Origin of the sequence: Kitasatospora sp. NBC_01250 (assembly GCF_036226465.1) — a bacterium.
GTDB lineage: Bacteria > Actinomycetota > Actinomycetes > Streptomycetales > Streptomycetaceae > Kitasatospora.
The window spans coordinates 5,969,531-5,989,292 of record NZ_CP108476.1 but is presented as its reverse complement, the minus strand read 5'-3'; the positions used below and the strand labels follow the sequence as shown (position 1 = coordinate 5,989,292).

Genomic DNA, 19,762 nt, shown 5'->3' with positions numbered 1-19,762 from the left:
GATGGCGTTCTGACGGTCCGTACGGCCTGGCCGTGCGGATGATTGCTGCTCAGGCCCGGACGGAATCCTGGCTGATGAGTGTGCCGATCTTCTCACTCTTCACCGCGCGAGCGATATTGCCCTCCGCGAGCAGCTCGAAGACCAGGATCGGCAGGCCGTTGTCCTTGCACAGGGTGATCGCGGTGAGGTCGGCGACCTTGAGGTCGCGCGAGATGACCTCGGAGTACTCCAGGGCGTCGAAGCGCACCGCGTCCGGGTTGGTCTTGGGGTCGGAGTCGTAGACACCGTCGACGCCGTTCTTGCCCATCAGCAGCACCTCGGCGTGGATCTCCAGGGCACGCTGCACGGCGGTGGTGTCGGTGGAGAAGTACGGCATGCCCATACCCGCTCCGAAGATCACCACGCGGCCCTTCTCCAGGTGCCGGACGGCGCGCAGCGGCAGGTACGGCTCGGCGACCTGTCCCATCGTGATCGCGGTCTGGACCCGGGTCTCGATCCCTTCCTTCATCAGGAAGTCCTGGAGCGCCAGGCAGTTCATCACCGTGCCGAGCATGCCCATGTAGTCGGAACGGGCCCGGTCCATGCCCCGGACCTGCAACTCCGCGCCACGGAAGAAGTTGCCCCCGCCGATGACCACCGCGACCTCGGTGCCCTGCCGGACGACCGTGGCGATCTCACGGGCGATCTTGTGGACGACGTCGGGGTCGACGCCGAGGCCGCCTCCGCCGGCGAACGCCTCACCGGACAGCTTGAGCAGAACACGACGGCGGGCGCCGTCCTGCGCGGACTCCTGCGTCTTCTGCATGGACTTCTCCTTCTACACCTGCTGGTTCACAGGTATGTCACCTGCTGGCACACGGGCCGGGGTGTGCGGCCCCCGGGCCCGGACGCGCGGCCCGCAGGGCCTGCCGGAGCACCCGGCGGCCCGCGCGTACACGCGAGGAGGCCACTGCCGCGGGAACCGGTACGGTCTCCTGCACGGCAATGGCCTCCTCGTCGTTCTGGTGCCGACTCACTGATGGACAGCGGCGGCCGCGGTTCCTACCTTAGGCGGGAACCAGATGAACGTGGCTCAGGCGCCGACGCGGAAGCGGGCGAAGCGCTTGAGGGCGACGCCGTTCTCCTCGAGGACCTTGGCGACGGACTTCTTGTTGTCCTTCGCGAAGGCCTGCTCCAGGACGGAGTTCTCCTTGACGAAGCCGGTGACGCGACCCTCGACGATCTTCGACAGGGCGGCCTCGGGCTTGCCCTCCTCGCGAGCGGTGGCCTCGGCGACGCGGCGCTCGTTCTCGAGCACCTCGGCCGGGATGTCCTCGCGGGAGAGGAACTTCGGCGCGAAGGCCGCGATGTGCTGCGCGACGTCCTTGGCGACCTCGGTGTTCTCCTTGTCGAGCTCGACCAGGACGCCGACCTGCGGCGGCAGGTCGGGCGAGGTGCGGTGCAGGTAGACCGCGACGAAGCCGTCGGCGAACTGGGCGAAGCGGTCCAGGACGATCTTCTCGCCCAGGTTCGCGTTGGCCTCGTCCACGAACTGCTGGACGGTCTTGCCGGCCTCGATCTCGGAAGCCAGGGCGGCCTCCAGGTCGGCCGGGGCGGCCTTGGCGAGGTGCGCGGCGATCGCGTCGGCGACCGCGACGAACTTGTCGCTCTTGGCGACGAAGTCGGTCTCGCACTTGAGCTCGACCAGCACGCCGGACTTGGCGTCCTCGGCGATCAGGGCAACGACGGCGCCGTTCTCGGCGGTGCGGCCCTCACGCTTCGCGACACCCTTGAGGCCCTTGATGCGGATGAGCTCAAGAGCCTTCTCGACGTCGCCCTCGGCCTCGTCGAGAGCCTTCTTGCAGTCCATCATGCCGGCGCCGGTGAGCTCACGGAGCTTCTTGACGTCCGCGGCGGAGATGTTCGCCATGGTGTGAATCTCTTCTCGCGTCTCGCGTGTCTGCGGGGTGGGTGCGCCGGGGCTCATGGTTCAGCCCCGGCACGTGGAGAGAGGGGCACTCGCCGGTGTTCACCGACGAGCACCCCTCACCCTTCGGTGCGTCAGGCCTGCTCGGCCTCGGCGGCCGGAGCCTCGGCAGCGGGGGCCTCAGCGGCGGGGGCCTCGGCAGCGGGAGCCTCAGCGGACTCGGCGACGGGGGCCTCGTCGGCCTTCTTGTCACCGGTCGCCAGGAGGTCCTGCTCCCAGTCGGCCAGCGGCTGGTCGGCGCCCGGCTCGGCCTTGACGTCGCCCTTGGCGACACCGGCACGGGCCTTGAGGCCCTCGGCGACGGCGTCGGCGATCACACGGGTGAGCAGGGTGACGGAGCGGATCGCGTCGTCGTTACCCGGGATCTTGTAGTCGACCTCGTCGGGGTCGCAGTTGGTGTCGAGGATCGCGACGACCGGGATGTTGAGCTTCCGGGCCTCGCCGACCGCGATGTGCTCCTTCTTGGTGTCCACGATCCAGACAGCGCTGGGGACGCGCTGCATGTCGCGGATACCGCCGAGGGTCTTCTCCAGCTTGTCGTGCTCGCGCTGGAGGACCAGGAGCTCCTTCTTGGTCAGGCCGGAGCCGGCCACGTCCGAGAAGTCCAGCTCGCCGAGCTCCTTGAGGCGCTGCAGACGCTTGTAGACGGTGGAGAAGTTGGTCAGCATGCCGCCGAGCCAGCGCTGGTTCACGTAGGGCATGCCCACGCGAGTGGCCTGCTCGGCGATGGCCTCCTGGGCCTGCTTCTTGGTGCCGACGAAGAGGACGCTGCCGCCGTGGGCAACGGTCTCCTTGACGAACTCGAACGCGCGGTCGATGTAGTTCAGCGACTGCAGCAGGTCGATGATGTAGATGCCGTTGCGCTCCGTGAAGATGAAACGCTTCATCTTCGGGTTCCAACGACGGGTCTGGTGACCGAAGTGGACGCCGCTCTCCAGCAGCTCCCGCATCGTGACGACGGCCATGGCCGCGCTCCTCAGGTGTTGCGCCCGGCTCGTCGTTGCTGCCTGTTGGCACTCGGCGACTACCGGGTCTGCCTCGGTTGTCCGTGCCGGTCGGGTGACCGTCACGCCTGACGCCCCGACGTGCCGAGCCGTCCGGGCCTGGGCGGCGGGGCCGCTTACAGGCTCGGGGGACCGAGCGGCACTCGCACCGGGCGGGGCGGCGGACCGGGCCTGGGGGCGGTGGGCCGCGCGCTTGATCGCCGGTGGCGGGGCGTGCGAAGTCGACCCGAGAGACCGGGTCGCGTTGTGAAGTGTACGGGAAGCGCCGCGTGACCGGCGACTCTGCGGTCAAGGGGCTGGCTCAGGGGCCGCTGAGGGGCTGTCCGGGGGCAGGCTGGGGACTTGCCCAGGAGGGGCTGGCCGGGGCCGGCTGGGCGGATCACGCGAGCTGGTGATCGGGTCGTCGGCTCGCAGATGCGGCTGTACAGGTGAGAGGCACTGTGCACAGGGCCCGGGTTGTCCACAGACTTCGGGACGGGGGTGGTGACGGCGAGCTGCCGGGCGGAGCCTCGCGGCATGACTACTCCGCTCAGGTCCGCTCCCCTGCGGTCCGCACTCCTGAAGTCCGCACTCTTGAAGTCGGCACTCCGCCCCCGTTCCGTTCCTTCCGTCCTCGGCTCGCTCATCCGCTTCGGCTCTCTTGTCACCGGCGGCTCCCGCTGTGCCGGGCGCACGGTGCTCCGCGTGGCGGCGTGCTCGGCCCTGGTGCTGACCGCCTGCGCCGGGCCGTTGCCGGCCAGCGCCCGGGCGTCGCCGCTCGTGGACGGCGCCCCGCCCGGTACGGGTCCCAGCCCCGGGCCCGGGCGAGCTTGGCCCCTGGGCGGTGCGGCCGGGGTGCTGCGCCGGTTCGCGCCACCGCCTGCGGCATGGGCGGCCGGGCACCGCGGCGTCGATCTGACCGCTGCAGCAGGCGAGCCCGTCCATGCCGCCGCGGCGGGGGTCGTCGCCTTCTCCGGCGAGGTCGCCGGGCATCCGGTGGTGACGGTGCTGCACCCGGGCACCGGCACGCCGCCGCTGCGCACCACCTACCTGCCGGTGCTCGACGGCGCCGCAGTGGGGACACCGGTGGCGGCCGGTGCCGTCATCGGCCGCCTCGCGCCGGGGACCGGGCACTGCCCGGCGAGCTGCCTGCACTGGGGGCTGCTGCGGGGCGGGCGCTATCTCGATCCGCTCGCGCTGCTCGGGGCCGGACAGGCACGGCTGCTGCCCCTGCGCCCGGCAGAGCGGATCGCCGTTGCCGCGCCGCGGCCCCTCGCTCTCGCGCCGGGTGGGCCCCCGTCGGCGGGTGCGGCCGATCAGTTCGCGGGCGTGGTGGCCAGGCCGCGCAGGGCCAGTGCCACGGCGGTGTCGGCGATCAACTCGCGCTCGGCGGCGGACCGGCCCTCCGAGTACTTGACCGCCGACTCCACCACACCCTGGAGCAGGGTCGCTGCCAGCCGCGGATCCTGGTGGCCCAGCGCGCTCAGGGCCTCCACCACCAGCCCGACCAGCCCTGCGTGGGCGACCCGGATCCGGTTGCGCGCGGCCTCGTCCAGCTCCGCGGCGGAGAGCGCCACGATGGCCCGGTGCCGCGGATCGCCGGCCAGCACGAGCTGACCGCGGATGTACGCGGCCAGCTGCTCGTCCGCACTGTCGCAGGCGGCCATCCCGGCCTCGATCTCCGCCGCCCAGAGCGGGAAGTCCACCTCGCAGAGCTGCTCCACCACGGCGGCCCGCGATCGGAAGTACTCGTACACCGACGAACGGGCCAGCCCGGTCCTGGCGGCCAGGGCCGGGAAGGTGAGCGCTTCCATCCCGCCTTCGGTCAGGAGCTCGCGGGCGGCGTCCAGGAGGGCGGCACGCTGCAGTTGGCGGTGCTCGGCCAGGGTGGCAGCTCGGATCTTCGGCACCCTCCCACTGTACGGAGCCCATCTGAGAGCCGAGCCCTCGGCGCACCCGCCGGGGCGGGTGGCCGACCCGGCAGCACAGCCCCTGGCATCGAGCCGGCCGACGGGCGGGCCGTCAGCGCAGATCGGAGAGCTTCGCCCGCAGCTGGAGGACCGACTTGGTATGGATCTGACTGACCCGGCTCTCGGTCACCCCGAGGACCTGACCGATCTCGGCAAGCGTCAGGCCCTCGTAGTAGTAGAGCGTCACCACGGTCTTCTCCCGGTCCGGAAGCGTGTTGATGGCCCTGGCCAGCAGCTTGCGCAGCTCACGGTCCTCGGCGACCTCGACCGGGTCGTCGGCGCCCGTGTCCTCCAGGGTGTCCATCAGACTCAGCCGTTCGCCACCCTCACCGGCCGGGTGGAGCAGTTCGTCCAGCGCCACCACGTTGGCGAGCGAGAGCTGACTGAAGATCGCGTGCAGGTCCTCGATCGCGATGCCCATCTCCGCGGCCACCTCGGGCTCGTGCGGAGTCCGTCGCAGCCGGGCCTCCAGGGCGGCATAGGTCCGCTCGACCGCCTTGGCCTTCTGCCGGATCGAGCGGGGGATCCAGTCCAGGGCCCGCAATTCGTCGATGATCGCGCCGCGGATCCGGCTGATCGCGTAGGTCTCGAACTTGATCGCCCGGTCCAGGTCGAACTTCTCGATCGCGTCGATCAGCCCGAAGACACCGGAGGAGACGAAGTCCGCCTGCTCGACGTTGGCGGGCAGGCCGACGCCGACCCGGCCGGCCACGTATTTCACCAGGGGCGAGTAATGGAGGATCAACTGCTCGCGGAGGTAGGGGTCACCGCTGCCCTTGTAGGAGCGCCAGAGCGACTCGAGTGCGCTCTGTCCGCCTGTACCCCGCGCACCCGGCCGCGCGTCGGCCGCGCGGGCCGGAGTGCAGGCGGCCACCGTGGGGGGCGCGGTGGTGGAGGGCACGCGGCCCGAGGGCGGGGTTGCTGACGACTGGGCAGGTGTCGGCGGGGCGGCCGGTGGCGCGGCAGCTGGCGGTGGGGTGCCGGCCGGTGGCGGCGCAGCCTGCTGACCGAGCCGCGGCCGTGCCCCGGTGGCGGGTTCGGCAGCACCGGGTGGGCGGCCGGGGCCGCTCTGCCCCCCGGACGGCCTGGCCGGTGCGGGCACCGCCACCGCCGGATCCGCCGGCAGCGGTCGCGGACCGCAGTCGGCCCCCCGCCCTGCCGAGCCGGTCGGCGTCGGGGGTGCCGGGGCAGAAGGGCGGTCCCGTCCGGCGTGCGGCCCGGGCTCCGCGGCGACCCGGGCCGCACCGCCGCTGCCGACGCTCTCGCCCTGCCCCCGCCGGGCCGGACTGCGGTCCGGCCCGCGTCCGGGTGCCGGCACCGAGGCCATCCCGGGCACCCCGGACGCTCTCTGCGCCACCACTGCGGCCCGCCCCGCCGCACGGCCGATGGCCCGGTTCCCGCCTGCCTCCGCACCGGCGGGCACGATGACGCTCTGCCCGCGCGTGGCGTCGATCCGGCGTGCCCGTGCTGCGTTGCCCGGGCCGGCTCCGGGGACCGCCTGCTGCTCGGGGCTGCGCCCAGGCGCGGGGAGCGCATGCGGGAGAACGTGTGGCGCCCGCGGACCTGGCACGTCCTCACGTCGCCCGGTGGGCGGGACGGCCGTCGGAAAGGCCGGCTGGTCCGCTTGCGGAGCCGGGGGTTGCTCGGCGGAACCGGCCGGGTGGTGCTGCTCAGGGTCGGGCGCCGGGCCGGCGCCGAGGCTGGGGTCGGCGAGCGGTCTCGCGGGCGGGCCGAGTTCCGAGACCGGTGGACGGCCCACAGGGGGGAACGGCGTGGCGTTCGGCCTGGGCAGCCGGGCGGGCGACTCGGCACGGGTGTCGCCTGGCAGCGCCGGCCGGGCCGGCCGAGCTGCCACCGGCGCTGCCCGGCCGGCAGCGCCCACTGGGGCGCCCGCTGACGGCTGGTCGGCCGAGGATCTGCGCGGCTCCCGGGCAGATGGCTCCCCGGAGAGTGCTTCCCTCGGGTGCGCGGTGCGTTCGGCCGCGCGCCCGGTCGGCTCCGGCGCGTTCAGCGCCCGCCCACCGACGACCGCGCCCCCTACCTCCGCGCCCGGTGCGCTGCGCCACTCGGCGCCGTGCTCCGGGCCCGGAGTGCTTGGCGGGACGTCAGCTCCGGACAGCGGCACGGCGACGCTCGGCGGATGACTGCTCGACAGGACGGGCTTCGCGGGCTGGGCGTCGGTGCTGAGTCGCGAGTCGGTGCCGGAGCCCCCCGAGGGCAGGCCGGCACTGGTCACCCTGTGTCCGGGAATGTGTGTGGGCATACGTGGGTCTGCGCCGTTCTGCCGAGTCATGTGCTGATAGGGAAGCCATAGCGAGCGTAGCGTGACCGAGTCGATGCGCTGTGCTACCACCACCTGGCCGTCGCTCGTTCCGGTGGCGTTCACTCCGTCGTGGGAACGGGCGCGCACGATTCGGGACCTCCGGGGCGGCGCCGTCGCGCGGTGCGGATGCCCGTGACCGCACCAACGAGCACCGCGCACCTCACGATTCGTCAGCCGTCAACGGATCACCCTCCAGTGCGATCCCACGCGTTGGACGAAGCCCAGCGAACAGAGTCCGTAGAGCTCCTTGCGGACCTGATCGGCGGGGAAACCGGTGCGCAGCACCAGGTCAGGGACCGATGCGCCGGCCGGCCCGCCCGGGATCGCCTCCAGCAGCTGAGCGGCGGCGTGGTGGAGCAGGTCCCTGGGGCGGGGCCGGGAGTCGCGCGGTGGGGCGAGGTCCGCGCCGATCGAGCCGATCTGCTCGGCCACCTCCGCCGCGTCGGTGACCAGCGTGGCGCCACCGCCGCGGATCAACGCGTGCACACCGGCCGAGAGCTCGGAGGTCACCGGCCCGCACACGCCCATGGTGTGCCGGTTGAGCTCCTGGGCGCGCCGGGCGGTGCTGAGCGCGCCGCTGCGCACCGCCGCCTCGACGACGACGGTCCCCCGGGTCAGCGCCGCCAGCACCCGGTTGCGGAGCACGAAGCGGAAGCGGTTGGGATGCTCCCCCGGCGGCAGCTCGCTGAGCAGCTGGCCCTGTTCGGCGATCCGGCCGATCAGTTCGCTGTTGCCGCGCGGGTAGCGCACGTCCACTCCACAGGCGAGCACCGCCACCGTCATACCGCCCACCGCGAGCGCGCCGCGATGGGCCGCCGCGTCGATGCCGTAGGCCGCCCCGGAACAGACCACCCAGCCGCGCTCGGCGAGTGCGGCCGCGAGCTCCGTGGCGACATGCGCGCCGTAGGCCGTGCAGGCGCGGGCGCCGACCAGCGCGACCGAGCGCAGGGCGAGCAGTCGGAGCGAACCGGTGCCCAGCACCCACAGGCCGATCGGCTGGGCATCGGCCAGGTCGGCCAGCTGGCTGGGCCACTCCGCGTCGGTGGGGACGAGGAAGCGGCCACCGATCGCCCGCAGCCGTTCGAGGTCGGCGACCGGATCGGTGAGTGCCAGCCGCCGGCGCAGCACCTCCAGGCGTTGCTGATCGAGGCTCAGCTCGGGCACCTCCTGCCCGGTCCGCACCAGCTCGATCAGTTCGGCCGCGGACCGCGAGCGCAGCCACCGGCCCACCGCCGTGGTGCCGGGCTCGACCAGCCGGGTCAGCGCGACCCGGGCCAGCCGCTCCTCCCCCGGGAGTGCCGCCCGGACGGCACCCGCACCGGTGTCGGCACCCGTGCGCGGACCGGTGTGCGGACCGGTGCCGGCCGTGAGGTCCAGCGCGGTCTGTCTCTCTGCCCGCTCGGTCATGGCCGCCCTCCCAAGGGCCTGCTCAGCGGCGCCCCCAGCGATCGGACACCGCTCGGAAAGCCACGCCGCAGCACCAGGGCCGCCTGCACCTCGGCGGCCCCGGGGGCGTCGCGGCCTGCCAGGTCGGCGATGGTCCAGGCCACTCGCAACACCCGGTCCAGCCCGCGCGCGGTGAGGTGGCCGTGCTCCATCTCGCGCTCGGCCTCGGTCAGCGACCCCTCCAGTGGCCGCCAACGGGTGCGCAGCTCACGGCCGGGGACCTCGGCGTTGGTGCGCCACGGCGTCCCGGCGAGGCGGGCCGCGGTGCGCTCCCTGGCGGCCCGGACCCGGGCGGCCACCACGGCGGTGCGCTCGGCCGAGCTGTCCCGGTCCAGCAGTGCGGCCCGGGTCACCGGCTCGACCTGGACCCGGAGGTCCACCCGGTCCAGCAGCGGCCCGGACAGCCGCGCCTGATAGCGGCTCACCATGGTCGGCGTGCACTCGCACCCCTCGCCCCGCCGGGAGTGCCGGCCGCACGGACACGGATTGGCCGCCAGGCAGAGCAGGAAGTTGGCCGGCAGCCGCAGCGAGCCCGCCGAGCGGGCGATCACCACCTCACCGGACTCCAGGGGCTGGCGCAGTGCGTCCAGGACCCGGACCGGGAACTCCGGTGCCTCGTCCAGGAAGAGCACGCCGCGGTGGGCCAGCGAGACGGCGCCCGGGCGGGGCAGTCCGCTGCCGCCGCCGATGATGGCGGGCATCGTGGTGGAGTGGTGCGGGGCGCAGTAGGGCGGCAGGTCGACGAGTGGACGCCCGGCGGGCAGCAGTCCGGCCACCGAGTGCACCGCGGTGACCTCCAGCGCTTCGGTCCGGGTCAGCGGCGGGAGCAGCCCGGGCAGGCGCTCGGCGAGCATCGTCTTGCCGGCTCCGGGCGGACCCTTGAGATAGAGGTGGTGGGCGCCGGCGGCGGCGATCTCCAGCGCCTGGCGGGCCTCCTCCTGCCCGGCGACGTCCGCCAGGTCGGGGCCGAACTCGGGGTCGGCGGTGGTCCGGCGCACGGCGGCGCCCGGCAGCAGCAGGCCGGACATCAGCGGGTCGGGGCTGCCGGCGACCGGATCCGGCGGCTCCTCGGGGACGGGCGCATCGGTGAGCAGGGCGATCAGCTGGCGCAGGCTGCGCACGCCGAGCACCGAGACGCCGGGAACCAGCGCCGCCTCGGCCGCGGTCTGCTCCGCGACCACCACCTGCCGGTAGCCGGCATCGGCAGCCGCCAGCACCGAGGGCAGCACGCCGCGCACCGGGCGGACCCGGCCGTCCAGCCCGAGCTCGCCGATGACCAGCAGGTCGGCGATGGCCTCCGGCGGCAGGCGCTCGGCGGCGGCGAGCACCGCACAGGCCACCGCGAGATCGAAGCCGCTACCGCTCTTGGGCACCGAGGCGGGACTGAGCCCGACCGTGAGCTTGCGCTGCGGCCAGCTCTCCCCCGAGTTCACCACCGCCGCCCTGACCCGGTCGCGGGCCTCACTGAGCGCCTTGTCGGGCAGCCCGACCAGGGTGAAGGCGGCCACGCCCGGTTCGAGGTCGGCCTGCACCTCGACCACGACGCCGTCCACCCCGATCAGGGCCACCGAACAGGTTCGCGCGAAGGCCATCTCAGACCACCCCCCGCAGGTGCTCGATCCGCGCGGCACCGCGCGCCCGGCTGACCACCGCGACGAGGTCGATCCGGACCCCGCCGGGCGGCAGCGGCACCACGGTGGCGGGTGGGACGGGTGGGGTCGGCGCCGGGTCGCCCGGCCGGGGCGCGGCTCCGGTGTCGTCGCGGGGCGGCGGCGCCCCGGTCACGCCCTCGGCCAGCCGGACGAAGTGCTCCGGCCAGCGTTCGGCCAGCCAGCGTTCGGCGAGGTGGCGCAGGCGCTGCGCCTTGACCGTGCCGATCGCCTCCGCCGGCTGCTGGAAGCCCTGCTCCGAGCGGGTCTTGACCTCGCAGACGGCGACCGTGTCGCCATCGAGCACGATGATGTCGAGTTCGCCCTCGGGGCAGCGCCAGTTGCGCTCAAGGACCCGCAGGCCCTGTTCGGCGAGCCGGCGGGCGGCCACCTCTTCGCCGTAGCGGCCCAGGGCCGTGTGTGCGTTCTGCACGGCGATCACCTCCGATCACGGAGGTTGCCGTCCAGCATCCGTCCCGACCAGCGGGTGCCGTCGAACTGTGGACAACCCGGGGGGTGTGGACAATCGCCGCCACCCGGACGGATGCACCGGGGCCCCGCCGGCTCGGGGCCCCAGCAGGTTCAGCTGCCGAAGCCCGCCTCGTCCGAGGGCAGCTCCAGGTCGCTCTTCGCCAGTTCCTCGATGTTGACGTCCTTGAAGGTCAGCACCCGCACCTTCCGGACGAACCGGGCGGGGCGGTACATGTCCCAGACCCAGGCGTCGGCCATCGAGACCTCGAAGAACACCTCCCCCTGGACCGAGTGCACCTGCAGCTCGTAGTCGTTCGTGAGGTAGAACCGCCGTTCGGTCTCGATCACGTACTTGAACAGGCCGACGACGTCCTTGTACTCCCGGTAGAGCTTGAGCTCCATCTCGGTCTCGTACTTCTCGAGATCTTCCGCACTCATGCAGGCGTCCCCTCAGCTCGGCATGTCCCTCCCCATTGTGGACCACGCCACCCTCGGTCAGAGGCGGACCGGGTCGACCGGTGACCCCTGTTCCAGCAGGAGTTCCAGCAGCTCCGCCAGCCGCACCGGGTAGACCTGCTCGGTCGTACCGCGCAGTTCCGCCAGCGTCCACCAACGCGCCTCCCGCAGTTGGGCGCGCTCCTGCCGCTCGGAACCCGAACTGTCCGGCTCGGGCCCGGCGCGCCGGATCCGGGCGAGGTGGAAGCTCTGGCGCTGCTCGTACCGCTCGCCGTCGTACGGGAACAGCGCCAGGTCGACGGCGACCACCGGCCCCAGCTCGATCCCGGTCAGCCCGGTCTCCTCCGCCAGCTCCCGCCGCGCCGCCGCCCGGCTGTCCTCCCCCGGCTCCAGCCCGCCGCCCGGGGTGAACCACCAGGTCCGGGCCGGTTCGGCGGGGTCGAAGCCGTGGAAGAGCAGCAGGCGGTCGGCCGAATCCAGCAGCAGCACTCGGGCCGCTTCACGCCGCCGCACCACCGGCTCACCGGCACCCATCCCGTCCACCGCTCCCGTATCCGGCTCTCAGCGCCGCAGCCGCGGCTCAGCGCCGCCCGCGCGCCCGGCGCGCCAACGCGGCCACCGGCCCGGTCAGCGAGGTCAGCACGATCACCGCCGCACCGGCCACCGACGCCCAGGCGGCGGGCACCAGCGGCCCCGGCCGGCTCGCCACCGGGCCGCCCAGCGCGTCGAAGGCCACCGTACGCCCGCGCAGGCCCGCGTGGCCGGACGGCCAGACGGTCGCCTCCACCCGGGCGATCACATCGGTGGCGGGCACCGTCCCGGAGAGCTCCTCCAGGTGCGAGCGGGAGTCCAGCGAGCTGCCGCGGTTGTCGCCGAGCAGGAAGAGCCGCCCCGCCGGGACCTGGATGCTGAAGGGTGTGCCCGGCAGTTGGTCGGGCGCCAGATAGGGCTCGGTCACGGGCTTGCCGTCGACCGCCAGGCTGTGCTCCGCGCTGCCGTAGGCCACCGTGTCGCCGCCGACCGCCACCACCCGCTTGACCATGGTGGCGCCGCCTTCCCAGGTCGGATCGTGGAAGACCACGATGTCGCCGCGCCCGACCTGTCCGCCGTCGACCTTGCGGGCGAGCACCGTGTCACCGGCGGAGATGGTCGGCTCCATCGAGCCGGTGGGCACCGCGTAGGGGCGGTAGTCCAGGGCGATCAGCCCGAACCCACCCAGCAGCAGGCCGAGGCCGAGCACCAGGGCCACGGTCTGCAGCACCGCGCCGGCTCCCCAGCGACGCGGGCGCGCCGCCGGTGCGGCGCCCGGCGCCGCAGCCGCGGTGTCCGTCCCAGCACCGGGCCCGGACGGGCCGGGACCTTCTTCGGTGAGCCTGCTCATCGGGACCGTCCTGGTTCGAGGGCCGGGCACGGCGGCGGGCCGTGACACGTCCGAGCAGATTACTCGTCGGTACCACGGCCCGCGCAAGAGAAAACGGAAGGAAAAGGGACGGGTCAGTCGCCCTTCGTGCGCCGGCGGCGCAGCCACCACGCCACCGGCAGGGTCCCGACGGCGCCGAGCGCCGGGGGCACCAGGCCCGCCGTCGCGATGCCCTTCTGCCCGAAGGTGGACGGCACCGGCAGGGTGGACCAGTGGTTGACCGGCCAGGCCACCACGAAGGCCCGCCCGACCACGTCGTTCACCGAGACGAAGCCGCCGCCGGGCTCGCTCTTGGTGGCCGGCTGGTCCATGTGGAAGCGCGAGTCCAGCGAGTCGCTGCGGTGGTCACCCATCACCCAGATCGCGTTCGGCGGCACCTTGACCGGCCCGAACGGCTTGCCCGCGCACGGGTCCGGCGGCGTGATGCCCGGGGTGTAGACGTAGGGCTCGTTCAGCGCCACGCCGTTGACCTTGAGCGGCCCGTTGCCCTGGCACTCGATCGTGTCGCCGGCCACCCCGATCACGCGCTTGATCAGGTCCTTCTCGTTGGCCGACGGCATCAGGCCGATGAAGCTCAGGACGTCCTGGGCGCCTCGGACCACCGCGTTGGAGCTCTGCTGGGTCCCCTCGCCGTCGAGCCAGCCGCCCGGGTCGTGGAAGACCACCACGTCGCCGCGGTCGGGCTTGGAGCCGAACCACGGGGTCAGCTTGTCCACGAGCACCCGGTCGCCGATCTGGAGGGTCTGCTCCATCGACGCGGACGGGATGGAGAAGGCCTGCACGAAGAAGGTCTTGATGACCAGGGCCAGGACCAGCGCGATACCGACCAGGATCGGCAGTTCCTTCCAGAACGAGCGCTGCTTGCGCTCGCCGGCCCGCTTCTCCTTGTCCTCCGCCGGGGCCCCGGGGGCCTGCGGACCACCGTCGCCGGGGCGCTCGTCGGCCGCGCCCGGCAGCGGGCCACCGCCCTGGCCGCCCGCGCCGTCGCCCGGCTCGGTCGGCTGCCCGGACTCGGTGGACTGGGCCGTACGGCCGCCGGAGCCCTCAGGCTCGCCGGCCCCGCGGGCGCCGATCACCAGATCCCCCACGACATCTCCTCCCTGCTGTGCGGACGACCATCGTCCGCGCTCACCAGTGCCGCGCAGCGGACACCTCGTCTGTGACCGACCGTGAACCCGGCTCAGGCCTGCCCATCAGCGGACGGCCTGACACCAGCACAGCCTTCGGAACCATCCGCACGGCACGGGCCGCGAGGATGTCTGCACTTCTCTATCACTCCGAGTGGTCCACCCGGCTCTCCCACACGGCGGCTCGGCGGACCGGACGGACCGTCAGTCCGGGCCCGCTGATCGCCGGGCCGCCCGCCAGCGGCGTCGGGCCGCGCGCGAGCCGCCGGTGAGCACCCCGGATCGTCGCCGCCGCAGCAGCGCCGGGGAAACGCCCAACATCCCCATAACGAGCGAAGGTTCCAGGGGATCCGGGTTGAGCCCGACCGATTGGCCCGTGCTCCCAGCGGCGAGCGCACCGCCCCCCGGCGACCCGAGTGCGGCCGGAGTCCGGTAGCTGGGCCGGGAGATCCCCTGCAGGCGGTCCAGCGGCCACGCGATCAGGAAGGCGCGCCCGATCACGTTCCCGACCGGCACGGTGCCCTGCCCCGGGCCGCTCATGTGGTAGCGCGAGTCGGCGGACAGGTCGCGATGGTCGCCCATCACCCACAGGCGCCCCTTGGGCACCGTGACCCGGAACGGGATGCGCGAGGGCAGGTTGCCGGGAGCCAGGTACGGCTCCGCGATCGGCGTGCCGTTGACGGTGATCCGGCCCTGGTCGTCGCAGCAGGCCACGGTGTCGCCGCCGACCCCGATCACCCGCTTGATCAGGTCCTGCTCGTTCGAGGAGGGCAGCAGGCCCACGAAGCTGAAGGCGTCCTTGAGGCCGCGGACGACCGGGCCGCCGGCGTCCGTGGCGGGCTGGTTCTCCAGCCAGCCGCCCGGGTCCTTGAAGACCACCACGTCGCCGCGCTGCGGTGTGCTGCCGAACCAGGGGGTGAGCTTGTCCACCAGCACCCGGTCACCGACCTGGATGGTCTGCTCCATCGATCCGGAGGGGATCGAGAAGACCTGCACGAAGAAGGTCTTCAGCACCAGCGCGATCAGCAGCGCCACCACGGCGATCACCGGGAGCTCGCGCCAGAGCGAGCGCCGGCCGGTGCGCGCGGCCCGCCGGGCGGTGCGCCGCCGCTGCGCGCGCCCGCGAAGGGGCACGGCCGAGCCGGTCGGCGGGCCCTCGGCCGAACGCTCCGCCGACGTGGACCGGTCGTCGCTCACGCCCGACGGCCCGGCGCCGCCGTGCGGGTCCGCGGCGCCGTCGGGCCGCGGGTGGCCGCTGGGTGCGGGTCTACCCCTGGTTCCCACGGGCACCGCCCTTCGCTGCCGCGGCGACGGCGGCGAAGCCGGCCGGCGGGTCCAGCGAGGACCAGTGCCCGACCGGGAAGATCACCCAGGCGGCCCGGCCGATCACCTTGCTGACCGGCACGAACCCGCCGCCGGGATCGCCGAGGTGGTCCCGGGAGTCGCTGGAGTTGCTGCGGTGGTCGCCCAGCACGAAGAGCTTGCCGGGCGGGACCTGGACGTCGAAGCCCACGCTGGAGGGGGCGTCGCCCGGGTACAGGTAGTCCGACTCGGCCAGCGGCACGCCGTTGACGGTCAACTCGTGGGCGCCGGCCCGGTAGGTCACCCGGTCGCCGCCCACACCGATCACCCGCTTGACGAAGATCGAGCCGTCCGAGGGCGCCAGACCCAGCGCCGAGCCGAACTTGCGCAGCTCGGTGCCGATGCCGATCGACTCGTTGCCGCCGGGCACGAAGGAGTCGGTGCCGTCGAAGACCACCACGTCGCCGCGGCTCACGGTGCCGCCGAACTGGTAGGACAGCTTGTTCACCACCAGGCGGTCGCCCGGGCGCAGGGTGTTCTCCATCGAGCCGGAGGGCACCACGAAGGGCTGCGCGACAAAGACGTTGACCAGCAGCAGGATCAGGACGCAAGCGGCGACGAGCTTGGCCAGGTCGCGCAGCCGCCAGCCGCCCTCGGGCGCGGGCTCGGTCGGCTCGGCGGAGGCCGGCTCGGGCGCGGTCGGCTCGGCGGCGCCGGTGCTCTCGACGGCCTCGACGGCGTCACTGACATCACCGGCTTCACCGGCTTCACCGAGCGAAACGACCGCGGACCGCGACGGCGGTCCCGCACCCGGAGGTGCGGAGGTGCCGTCGCGGTCCGCGATCGGTTCGTGCGTGCTCATCGGGGCTGAGCTTAGCGGCCCAGCCTGAGCGTGCCGCACCCCCGACTCGCGCCGGGGGCAGCGACTCAGCGGTCGCGCTTCTCCTTGATCTTCGCGGCCTTGCCGCGCAGGTCACGGAGGTAGTACAGCTTGGCGCGACGGACGTCACCGCGGGTGACGACCTCGATCTTCTCGACGACCGGGGTGTGCACCGGGAAGGTGCGCTCCACGCCGACGTTGAAGCTCACCTTGCGGACGGTGAAGGTCTCACCGATGCCCGCGCCGTGGCGGCGGATCACAACGCCCTGGAAGACCTGGACACGGGAGCGGTTGCCCTCGATGACCCGGACGTGAACCTTCAGGGTGTCACCGGCGCGGAAGGCCGGAATGTCGGTACGCAGCGAGGCCGCGTCGACAGCAGCGAGCTTGTTGCTCATGATGCTCTCCATCGCGGGCGCCACGGGCCGCCCACGGAAATTCGTGACAATGGGATGGGTTGCGGGTCGCCTCGGCCATAGCGATCCCCCCGTGGCGGGGGCGCAGGACCACCGGCTCTCCTGGTCGATAAGACCTGTGAAGAGCCCGGCGACAGACAACAGCGGCCTATTCTTCCACAGCCTCGGCTACTCGGAGAAATCGGCCGCGCTCCTCGTCCCAGCCGAGCCCGAGCACGCTCAGCGCCTCGCGCTCCTTCTTGTCGAAGGAGGAAAGGCGCCAGCGCCCCACCAGATCGGGGCGATTGGCCAGCGTGCGGGTGAAAGCCTGCTCGCGCCGCCAGCGGGCGATCTTGCCGTGGTTGCCGCTGAGCAGCACCTCCGGCACCGCCCGGCCGCGCCACTCGGCGGGCTTGGTGTAGACCGGGCCCTCCAGCAGGTCGGCCATCGCGCCGGGGGCGAAGGAGTCGTCGCGGTGCGACTCGGCGTTGCCGAGCACGCCGGGCAGCAGCCGGGCGATCGCCTCGACCATCACGAGCACGGCGACCTCGCCGCCGGCCAGCACGTAGTCGCCGATCGAGGCCTCGACCACCGGCATCCGGGTGGCGGCCTCCTCGATCACCCGCCGGTCGATGCCCTCGTAGCGCGCCGGGGCGAAGGCCAGCCACGGTCGGGCGGCCAGCTCCTGGGCCAGCTCCTGGGTGAACGGCACACCGCTCGGGGTGGGCACCACCAGCGTCGGCAGCTGCCCGGCCGGCCCGGCGGCGCAGACCGCGTCCAGCGCCTCGCCCCACGGCTCGGGCTTCATCACCATGCCGGGGCCGCCGCCGTACGGGGTGTCGTCCACGGTCCGGTGCACGTCGTGGGTCCAGGAGCGCAGGTCGTGCAGGTGCACGTCCAGCTGACCGCGCGCGCGGGCCTTGCCGACCAGCGAGACGTTCAGCGGCTCCAGGTACTCGGGGAAGATCGTGACGACGTCGATCCGCATGCCGTGCGGCTCCTCGGCCACGGCCACGGGCTCCTCGACCCCGTCGGCGGCCGTCATCGGTCGCCCTCCGGTCCGCCGGCCACCTCGGCCCCCTCGCCGTCGATCAGCCCGCCGGGCGGGTCGATGACGGCCCGCTGGTTCTCCAGGTCGATGGTCGGCACGATCTTGCTGACGAACGGGATCAGCACCTCGGTGCCGTCCGGCCTGGTGACCGTCAGCAGGTCCTGGTAGGGCAGGTGGACCACCTCGGTCAGCTCGCCGACCGGGGTGCCGTCCAGCAGCACCACGTCCAGGCCGATCAGCTGGTGGTCGTAGTACTCGTCCTCCTCCTCCGGCCGCTCCTCCGGGTCGACCTCGGCGATCAGCATGGTCCCGCGCAGCGCCTCGGCGTCGGTGCGGTCCTTGACGCCGGCGAAGCGGATCAGCAGCCGACCGCTGTGCACCTTGCCGGACTCCACGGTCAGCGGGCCCACGGTGGCGGGGTCGGTGAGCAGGACCGCGCCGGGCCCGAGCCGCAGCTCGGGTTCGTCGGTGCGGACCTCGACGAAGACGTCCCCCCTGATGCCGTGGGCGCGGCCGATCCGGCCGACGACGAGCTGCACGGTGCACTCCTGAGCGCTAGCTACTACGGGTACGAGCCGCCGGGGCGGGCTCGCTTAAGAAGGTACGGGGATGGGAAAAGAGATCCGGCCGGGACGCGTGGAGCGTCCCGGCCGGATCTCAGGCGACGGTGACCGTCAGCGGATGTTGTCCACGTCGACCAGGTCGACCCGGACGTTGCGACCGCCGAGCGCGCCGACCACGGTGCGCAGCGCACGCGCGGTGCGGCCGCCACGGCCGATCACCTTGCCGAGGTCATCGGGGTGCACTCGCACCTCGATGGTGTTGCCCCGACGCAGATTGCGCGAGCGCACCTGAACGTCCTCGGGGTGCTCGACAATGCCCTTCACCAGGTGATCGAGGGCGTCCTCGATCACGCTCAGGCCTCGGTGGAAGCGGCGTCGGCGTCGGCGTCAGCCTCGGCCTTGTCCGACTTCTTGGCCTTCGGGGTGATGGCAACACCGGTGGTGGCGTCCTCGAAGCCGGCGACGGCCTTCGCGAACAGGTGCGAGAAGTCCTCGACCTTGGGCTCGGCGACCAGCAGCGGGGCCGGGGCGGGCAGGCCCTTGAACTTCTGCCAGTCACCGGTCAGCTTGAGGATGGCGAGCACCGGCTCGGTCGGCTGGGCGCCGACGGACAGCCAGTACTGGGCGCGGTCGCTGTCGACCTCGATCTTCGAGGGGTTGTAGGTCGGCTGGTAGATGCCGATCTCCTCGATCGCGCGACCGTCACGCTTGGTGCGCGAGTCGGCGATGACGATGCGGTAGTGCGGGGCGCGAATCTTGCCGAGACGCTTGAGCTTGATCTTGACTGCCACGGGAGTGGATTCTCCTGGAGTTGACGTGGGTGAGCGACCGCGCTCCCGCGTGGGGTTGCGGGGTCGGTCGTTCGAATGACACGCCAGCCGTAGGCGAGAGGGTTCCTGTTGGCTGCCGGGTATCAGCTATCGATTGTGCCACATCACGCACAGCCGCCCGACCGGGGGCGGAACCCGACCACGGGCTGTGCGTGACGCGGCACAGACCGCGGGCCGGGCCCGGCCGGAGGGCGTACGCGATCAGGCGATCTTGAACGGCTGCTGACAGGCGCCGCACACGATCGAGGCCTGGGCCAGCACCGACGGCACCACCCGGACGTTGCGGCCGCAGCCGCAGACGGCCTTGACCCGCACGCCGCCACCGGAGGAGCCGTGCCGGGCCGCCGGGCCGCGGAACGCGCGCAGCACTCCGCCGTCGGGCGTCCCGGCCACCGCCTGCTGGTGGGCGCCGAGGGCGAGCTCCAGCCGCTCGATGGTCGCGGCGTACCGCTCCTGGGTCTCGGCGAGCATGGTCACCTGGGAGAAGCCGCTGCTGGCATGCGGTTCGACCGGGTGCGCCAGCCCCAACTCGGAGGCGAGCAGAAGGAATCGACGGTTGTGGTAGCGCCCGGCCCGGGAGGTGTCCCGGATCTCGCGGGCGGCGGCCAGTCCGTGGGCGGCCTCGTGCAGCAACCGCTCGAAACCGAGCCGGGTGCCGCAGGCCGAGGACGACTCGCCGATCAGTGCCTCGGGCGAGGCGAGATCGGGGAGGTCGTGATGGTGGGCCTGGATGTCGCTCCAGGCGGCGGCCAGTTCGGCCGCGAGGACGAGAGGCTGTGTCGTGCTCACGCTATGCCAACGAGGGAGTCGGTTCCGACGTTCCATTCTTGAGCACTCACCAGGAATTCCCGGAGAACTCTCAGCTGGGCGTAACAATGCCCGTGTTGAGCGTTCGAAATCTGACGCAAGACCAACCCCCTCGGTGTCTGC

The 19,762-nt window shown here is 72.8% G+C and carries 20 protein-coding genes and 1 pseudogene; 1 reads left to right on the top strand and 20 read right to left on the bottom strand.

The annotated features are described in order from the left end of the window. Positions 1-49: 49 nt before the first annotated feature. The 3 genes from pyrH to rpsB all read right to left on the bottom strand — a co-directional run bounded on the left by pyrH (position 50) and on the right by rpsB (position 2,931). A complete protein-coding gene (gene pyrH / locus OG500_RS25320; RefSeq protein WP_327069114.1) occupies positions 50-805 on the bottom strand; it encodes a UMP kinase in 756 nt (251 codons plus the stop codon). 267 nt (positions 806-1,072) lie between these two features. Next, a complete protein-coding gene (gene tsf, locus OG500_RS25315) occupies positions 1,073-1,909 on the bottom strand; it encodes a translation elongation factor Ts (RefSeq protein WP_327069113.1) in 837 nt (278 codons plus the stop codon). A gap of 131 nt (positions 1,910-2,040) precedes the next feature. Then, positions 2,041-2,931, bottom strand: a complete 891-nt coding sequence (gene rpsB / locus OG500_RS25310) for a 30S ribosomal protein S2 (protein WP_327069112.1) — start codon at positions 2,929-2,931, stop codon at positions 2,041-2,043. A 555-nt stretch (positions 2,932-3,486) separates the two neighbouring features. Between rpsB and OG500_RS25305 the strand changes: the two are divergent. Further along, positions 3,487-4,128, top strand: a pseudogene (locus OG500_RS25305) (peptidoglycan DD-metalloendopeptidase family protein); the annotation flags it as partial. A 137-nt stretch (positions 4,129-4,265) separates the two neighbouring features. Here OG500_RS25305 and OG500_RS25300 read toward each other — a convergent pair. The 17 genes from OG500_RS25300 to OG500_RS25220 all read right to left on the bottom strand — a co-directional run bounded on the left by OG500_RS25300 (position 4,266) and on the right by OG500_RS25220 (position 19,657). After that, positions 4,266-4,835: a TetR/AcrR family transcriptional regulator gene (locus tag OG500_RS25300; RefSeq protein WP_327071683.1), complete on the bottom strand. Its 570-nt coding sequence runs from the start codon at positions 4,833-4,835 to the stop codon at positions 4,266-4,268. 136 nt (positions 4,836-4,971) lie between these two features. Next, positions 4,972-5,820 (bottom strand): RNA polymerase sigma factor WhiG, encoded by an 849-nt coding sequence (whiG, locus tag OG500_RS25295; protein ID WP_327069111.1) that lies wholly within the window; start codon positions 5,818-5,820, stop codon positions 4,972-4,974. A 1,599-nt stretch (positions 5,821-7,419) separates the two neighbouring features. After that, positions 7,420-8,649 (bottom strand): DNA-processing protein DprA, encoded by a 1,230-nt coding sequence (dprA, locus tag OG500_RS25290; RefSeq protein ID WP_329583628.1) that lies wholly within the window; start codon positions 8,647-8,649, stop codon positions 7,420-7,422. Continuing rightward, positions 8,646-10,280, bottom strand: coding sequence for a YifB family Mg chelatase-like AAA ATPase (locus OG500_RS25285; RefSeq protein ID WP_329583625.1), 1,635 nt, complete (start codon positions 10,278-10,280; stop codon positions 8,646-8,648). The genes dprA and OG500_RS25285 overlap by 4 nt, the downstream gene beginning before the upstream one ends. 1 nt (position 10,281) lies before the next feature. Continuing rightward, positions 10,282-10,779 (bottom strand): YraN family protein, encoded by a 498-nt coding sequence (locus tag OG500_RS25280; RefSeq protein ID WP_329583621.1) that lies wholly within the window; start codon positions 10,777-10,779, stop codon positions 10,282-10,284. Positions 10,780-10,919: 140 nt separating this feature from the next. Continuing rightward, a complete protein-coding gene (locus tag OG500_RS25275; RefSeq protein ID WP_110669769.1) occupies positions 10,920-11,246 on the bottom strand; it encodes a DUF2469 domain-containing protein in 327 nt (108 codons plus the stop codon). A 57-nt stretch (positions 11,247-11,303) separates the two neighbouring features. Then, positions 11,304-11,798, bottom strand: a complete 495-nt coding sequence (locus tag OG500_RS25270) for an NUDIX hydrolase (RefSeq protein WP_327069107.1) — start codon at positions 11,796-11,798, stop codon at positions 11,304-11,306. A 46-nt stretch (positions 11,799-11,844) separates the two neighbouring features. Continuing rightward, positions 11,845-12,645, bottom strand: coding sequence for a signal peptidase I (lepB, locus tag OG500_RS25265; RefSeq protein ID WP_329583614.1), 801 nt, complete (start codon positions 12,643-12,645; stop codon positions 11,845-11,847). Between the two features lie 113 nt (positions 12,646-12,758). Next, entirely contained in the window at positions 12,759-13,772 is a 1,014-nt protein-coding gene (gene lepB / locus OG500_RS25260; protein ID WP_327069105.1) for a signal peptidase I, read from the bottom strand. A 243-nt stretch (positions 13,773-14,015) separates the two neighbouring features. After that, complete coding sequence (lepB, locus tag OG500_RS25255) at positions 14,016-15,008, bottom strand: signal peptidase I (protein WP_329583609.1); 993 nt, start codon at positions 15,006-15,008, stop codon at positions 14,016-14,018. A 70-nt stretch (positions 15,009-15,078) separates the two neighbouring features. Next, positions 15,079-15,975: a signal peptidase I gene (lepB, locus tag OG500_RS25250; RefSeq protein WP_329583606.1), complete on the bottom strand. Its 897-nt coding sequence runs from the start codon at positions 15,973-15,975 to the stop codon at positions 15,079-15,081. Between the two features lie 65 nt (positions 15,976-16,040). Beyond that, on the bottom strand, positions 16,041-16,391 hold the full coding sequence (gene rplS / locus OG500_RS25245) for a 50S ribosomal protein L19 (RefSeq protein ID WP_327069102.1): 351 nt from the start codon (positions 16,389-16,391) through the stop codon (positions 16,041-16,043). 166 nt (positions 16,392-16,557) lie between these two features. Continuing rightward, on the bottom strand, positions 16,558-17,376 hold the full coding sequence (trmD, locus tag OG500_RS25240; protein WP_327071682.1) for a tRNA (guanosine(37)-N1)-methyltransferase TrmD: 819 nt from the start codon (positions 17,374-17,376) through the stop codon (positions 16,558-16,560). A gap of 53 nt (positions 17,377-17,429) precedes the next feature. Then, a complete protein-coding gene (gene rimM / locus OG500_RS25235) occupies positions 17,430-17,978 on the bottom strand; it encodes a ribosome maturation factor RimM (RefSeq protein ID WP_329583601.1) in 549 nt (182 codons plus the stop codon). Positions 17,979-18,113: 135 nt separating this feature from the next. Next, positions 18,114-18,353, bottom strand: coding sequence for an RNA-binding protein (locus OG500_RS25230; RefSeq protein ID WP_266293475.1), 240 nt, complete (start codon positions 18,351-18,353; stop codon positions 18,114-18,116). Between the two features lie 2 nt (positions 18,354-18,355). After that, entirely contained in the window at positions 18,356-18,793 is a 438-nt protein-coding gene (rpsP, locus tag OG500_RS25225) for a 30S ribosomal protein S16 (RefSeq protein ID WP_329583598.1), read from the bottom strand. A 240-nt stretch (positions 18,794-19,033) separates the two neighbouring features. Further along, complete coding sequence (locus tag OG500_RS25220; RefSeq protein ID WP_442789224.1) at positions 19,034-19,657, bottom strand: hypothetical protein; 624 nt, start codon at positions 19,655-19,657, stop codon at positions 19,034-19,036. Positions 19,658-19,762: the final 105 nt, after the last annotated feature.

What these genes read in the sequence shown, in the direction of transcription:
- pyrH (WP_327069114.1), bottom strand. Translation starts at nt 805, where the DNA reads ATGCAGAAGACGCAGGAGTCCGCGCAGGACGGCGCCCGCCGTCGTGTT.
- tsf (WP_327069113.1), bottom strand. Translation starts at nt 1,909, where the DNA reads ATGGCGAACATCTCCGCCGCGGACGTCAAGAAGCTCCGTGAGCTCACC.
- rpsB (WP_327069112.1), bottom strand. Translation starts at nt 2,931, where the DNA reads ATGGCCGTCGTCACGATGCGGGAGCTGCTGGAGAGCGGCGTCCACTTC.
- dprA (WP_329583628.1), bottom strand. Translation starts at nt 8,649, where the DNA reads ATGACCGAGCGGGCAGAGAGACAGACCGCGCTGGACCTCACGGCCGGC.
- OG500_RS25285 (WP_329583625.1), bottom strand. Translation starts at nt 10,280, where the DNA reads ATGGCCTTCGCGCGAACCTGTTCGGTGGCCCTGATCGGGGTGGACGGC.
- OG500_RS25275 (WP_110669769.1), bottom strand. Translation starts at nt 11,246, where the DNA reads ATGAGTGCGGAAGATCTCGAGAAGTACGAGACCGAGATGGAGCTCAAG.
- OG500_RS25270 (WP_327069107.1), bottom strand. Translation starts at nt 11,798, where the DNA reads ATGGGTGCCGGTGAGCCGGTGGTGCGGCGGCGTGAAGCGGCCCGAGTG.
- lepB (WP_329583614.1), bottom strand. Translation starts at nt 12,645, where the DNA reads ATGAGCAGGCTCACCGAAGAAGGTCCCGGCCCGTCCGGGCCCGGTGCT.
- lepB (WP_329583606.1), bottom strand. Translation starts at nt 15,975, where the DNA reads ATGAGCACGCACGAACCGATCGCGGACCGCGACGGCACCTCCGCACCT.
- rplS (WP_327069102.1), bottom strand. Translation starts at nt 16,391, where the DNA reads ATGAGCAACAAGCTCGCTGCTGTCGACGCGGCCTCGCTGCGTACCGAC.
- trmD (WP_327071682.1), bottom strand. Translation starts at nt 17,376, where the DNA reads ATGCGGATCGACGTCGTCACGATCTTCCCCGAGTACCTGGAGCCGCTG.
- OG500_RS25220 (WP_442789224.1), bottom strand. Translation starts at nt 19,657, where the DNA reads ATGGAACGTCGGAACCGACTCCCTCGTTGGCATAGCGTGAGCACGACA.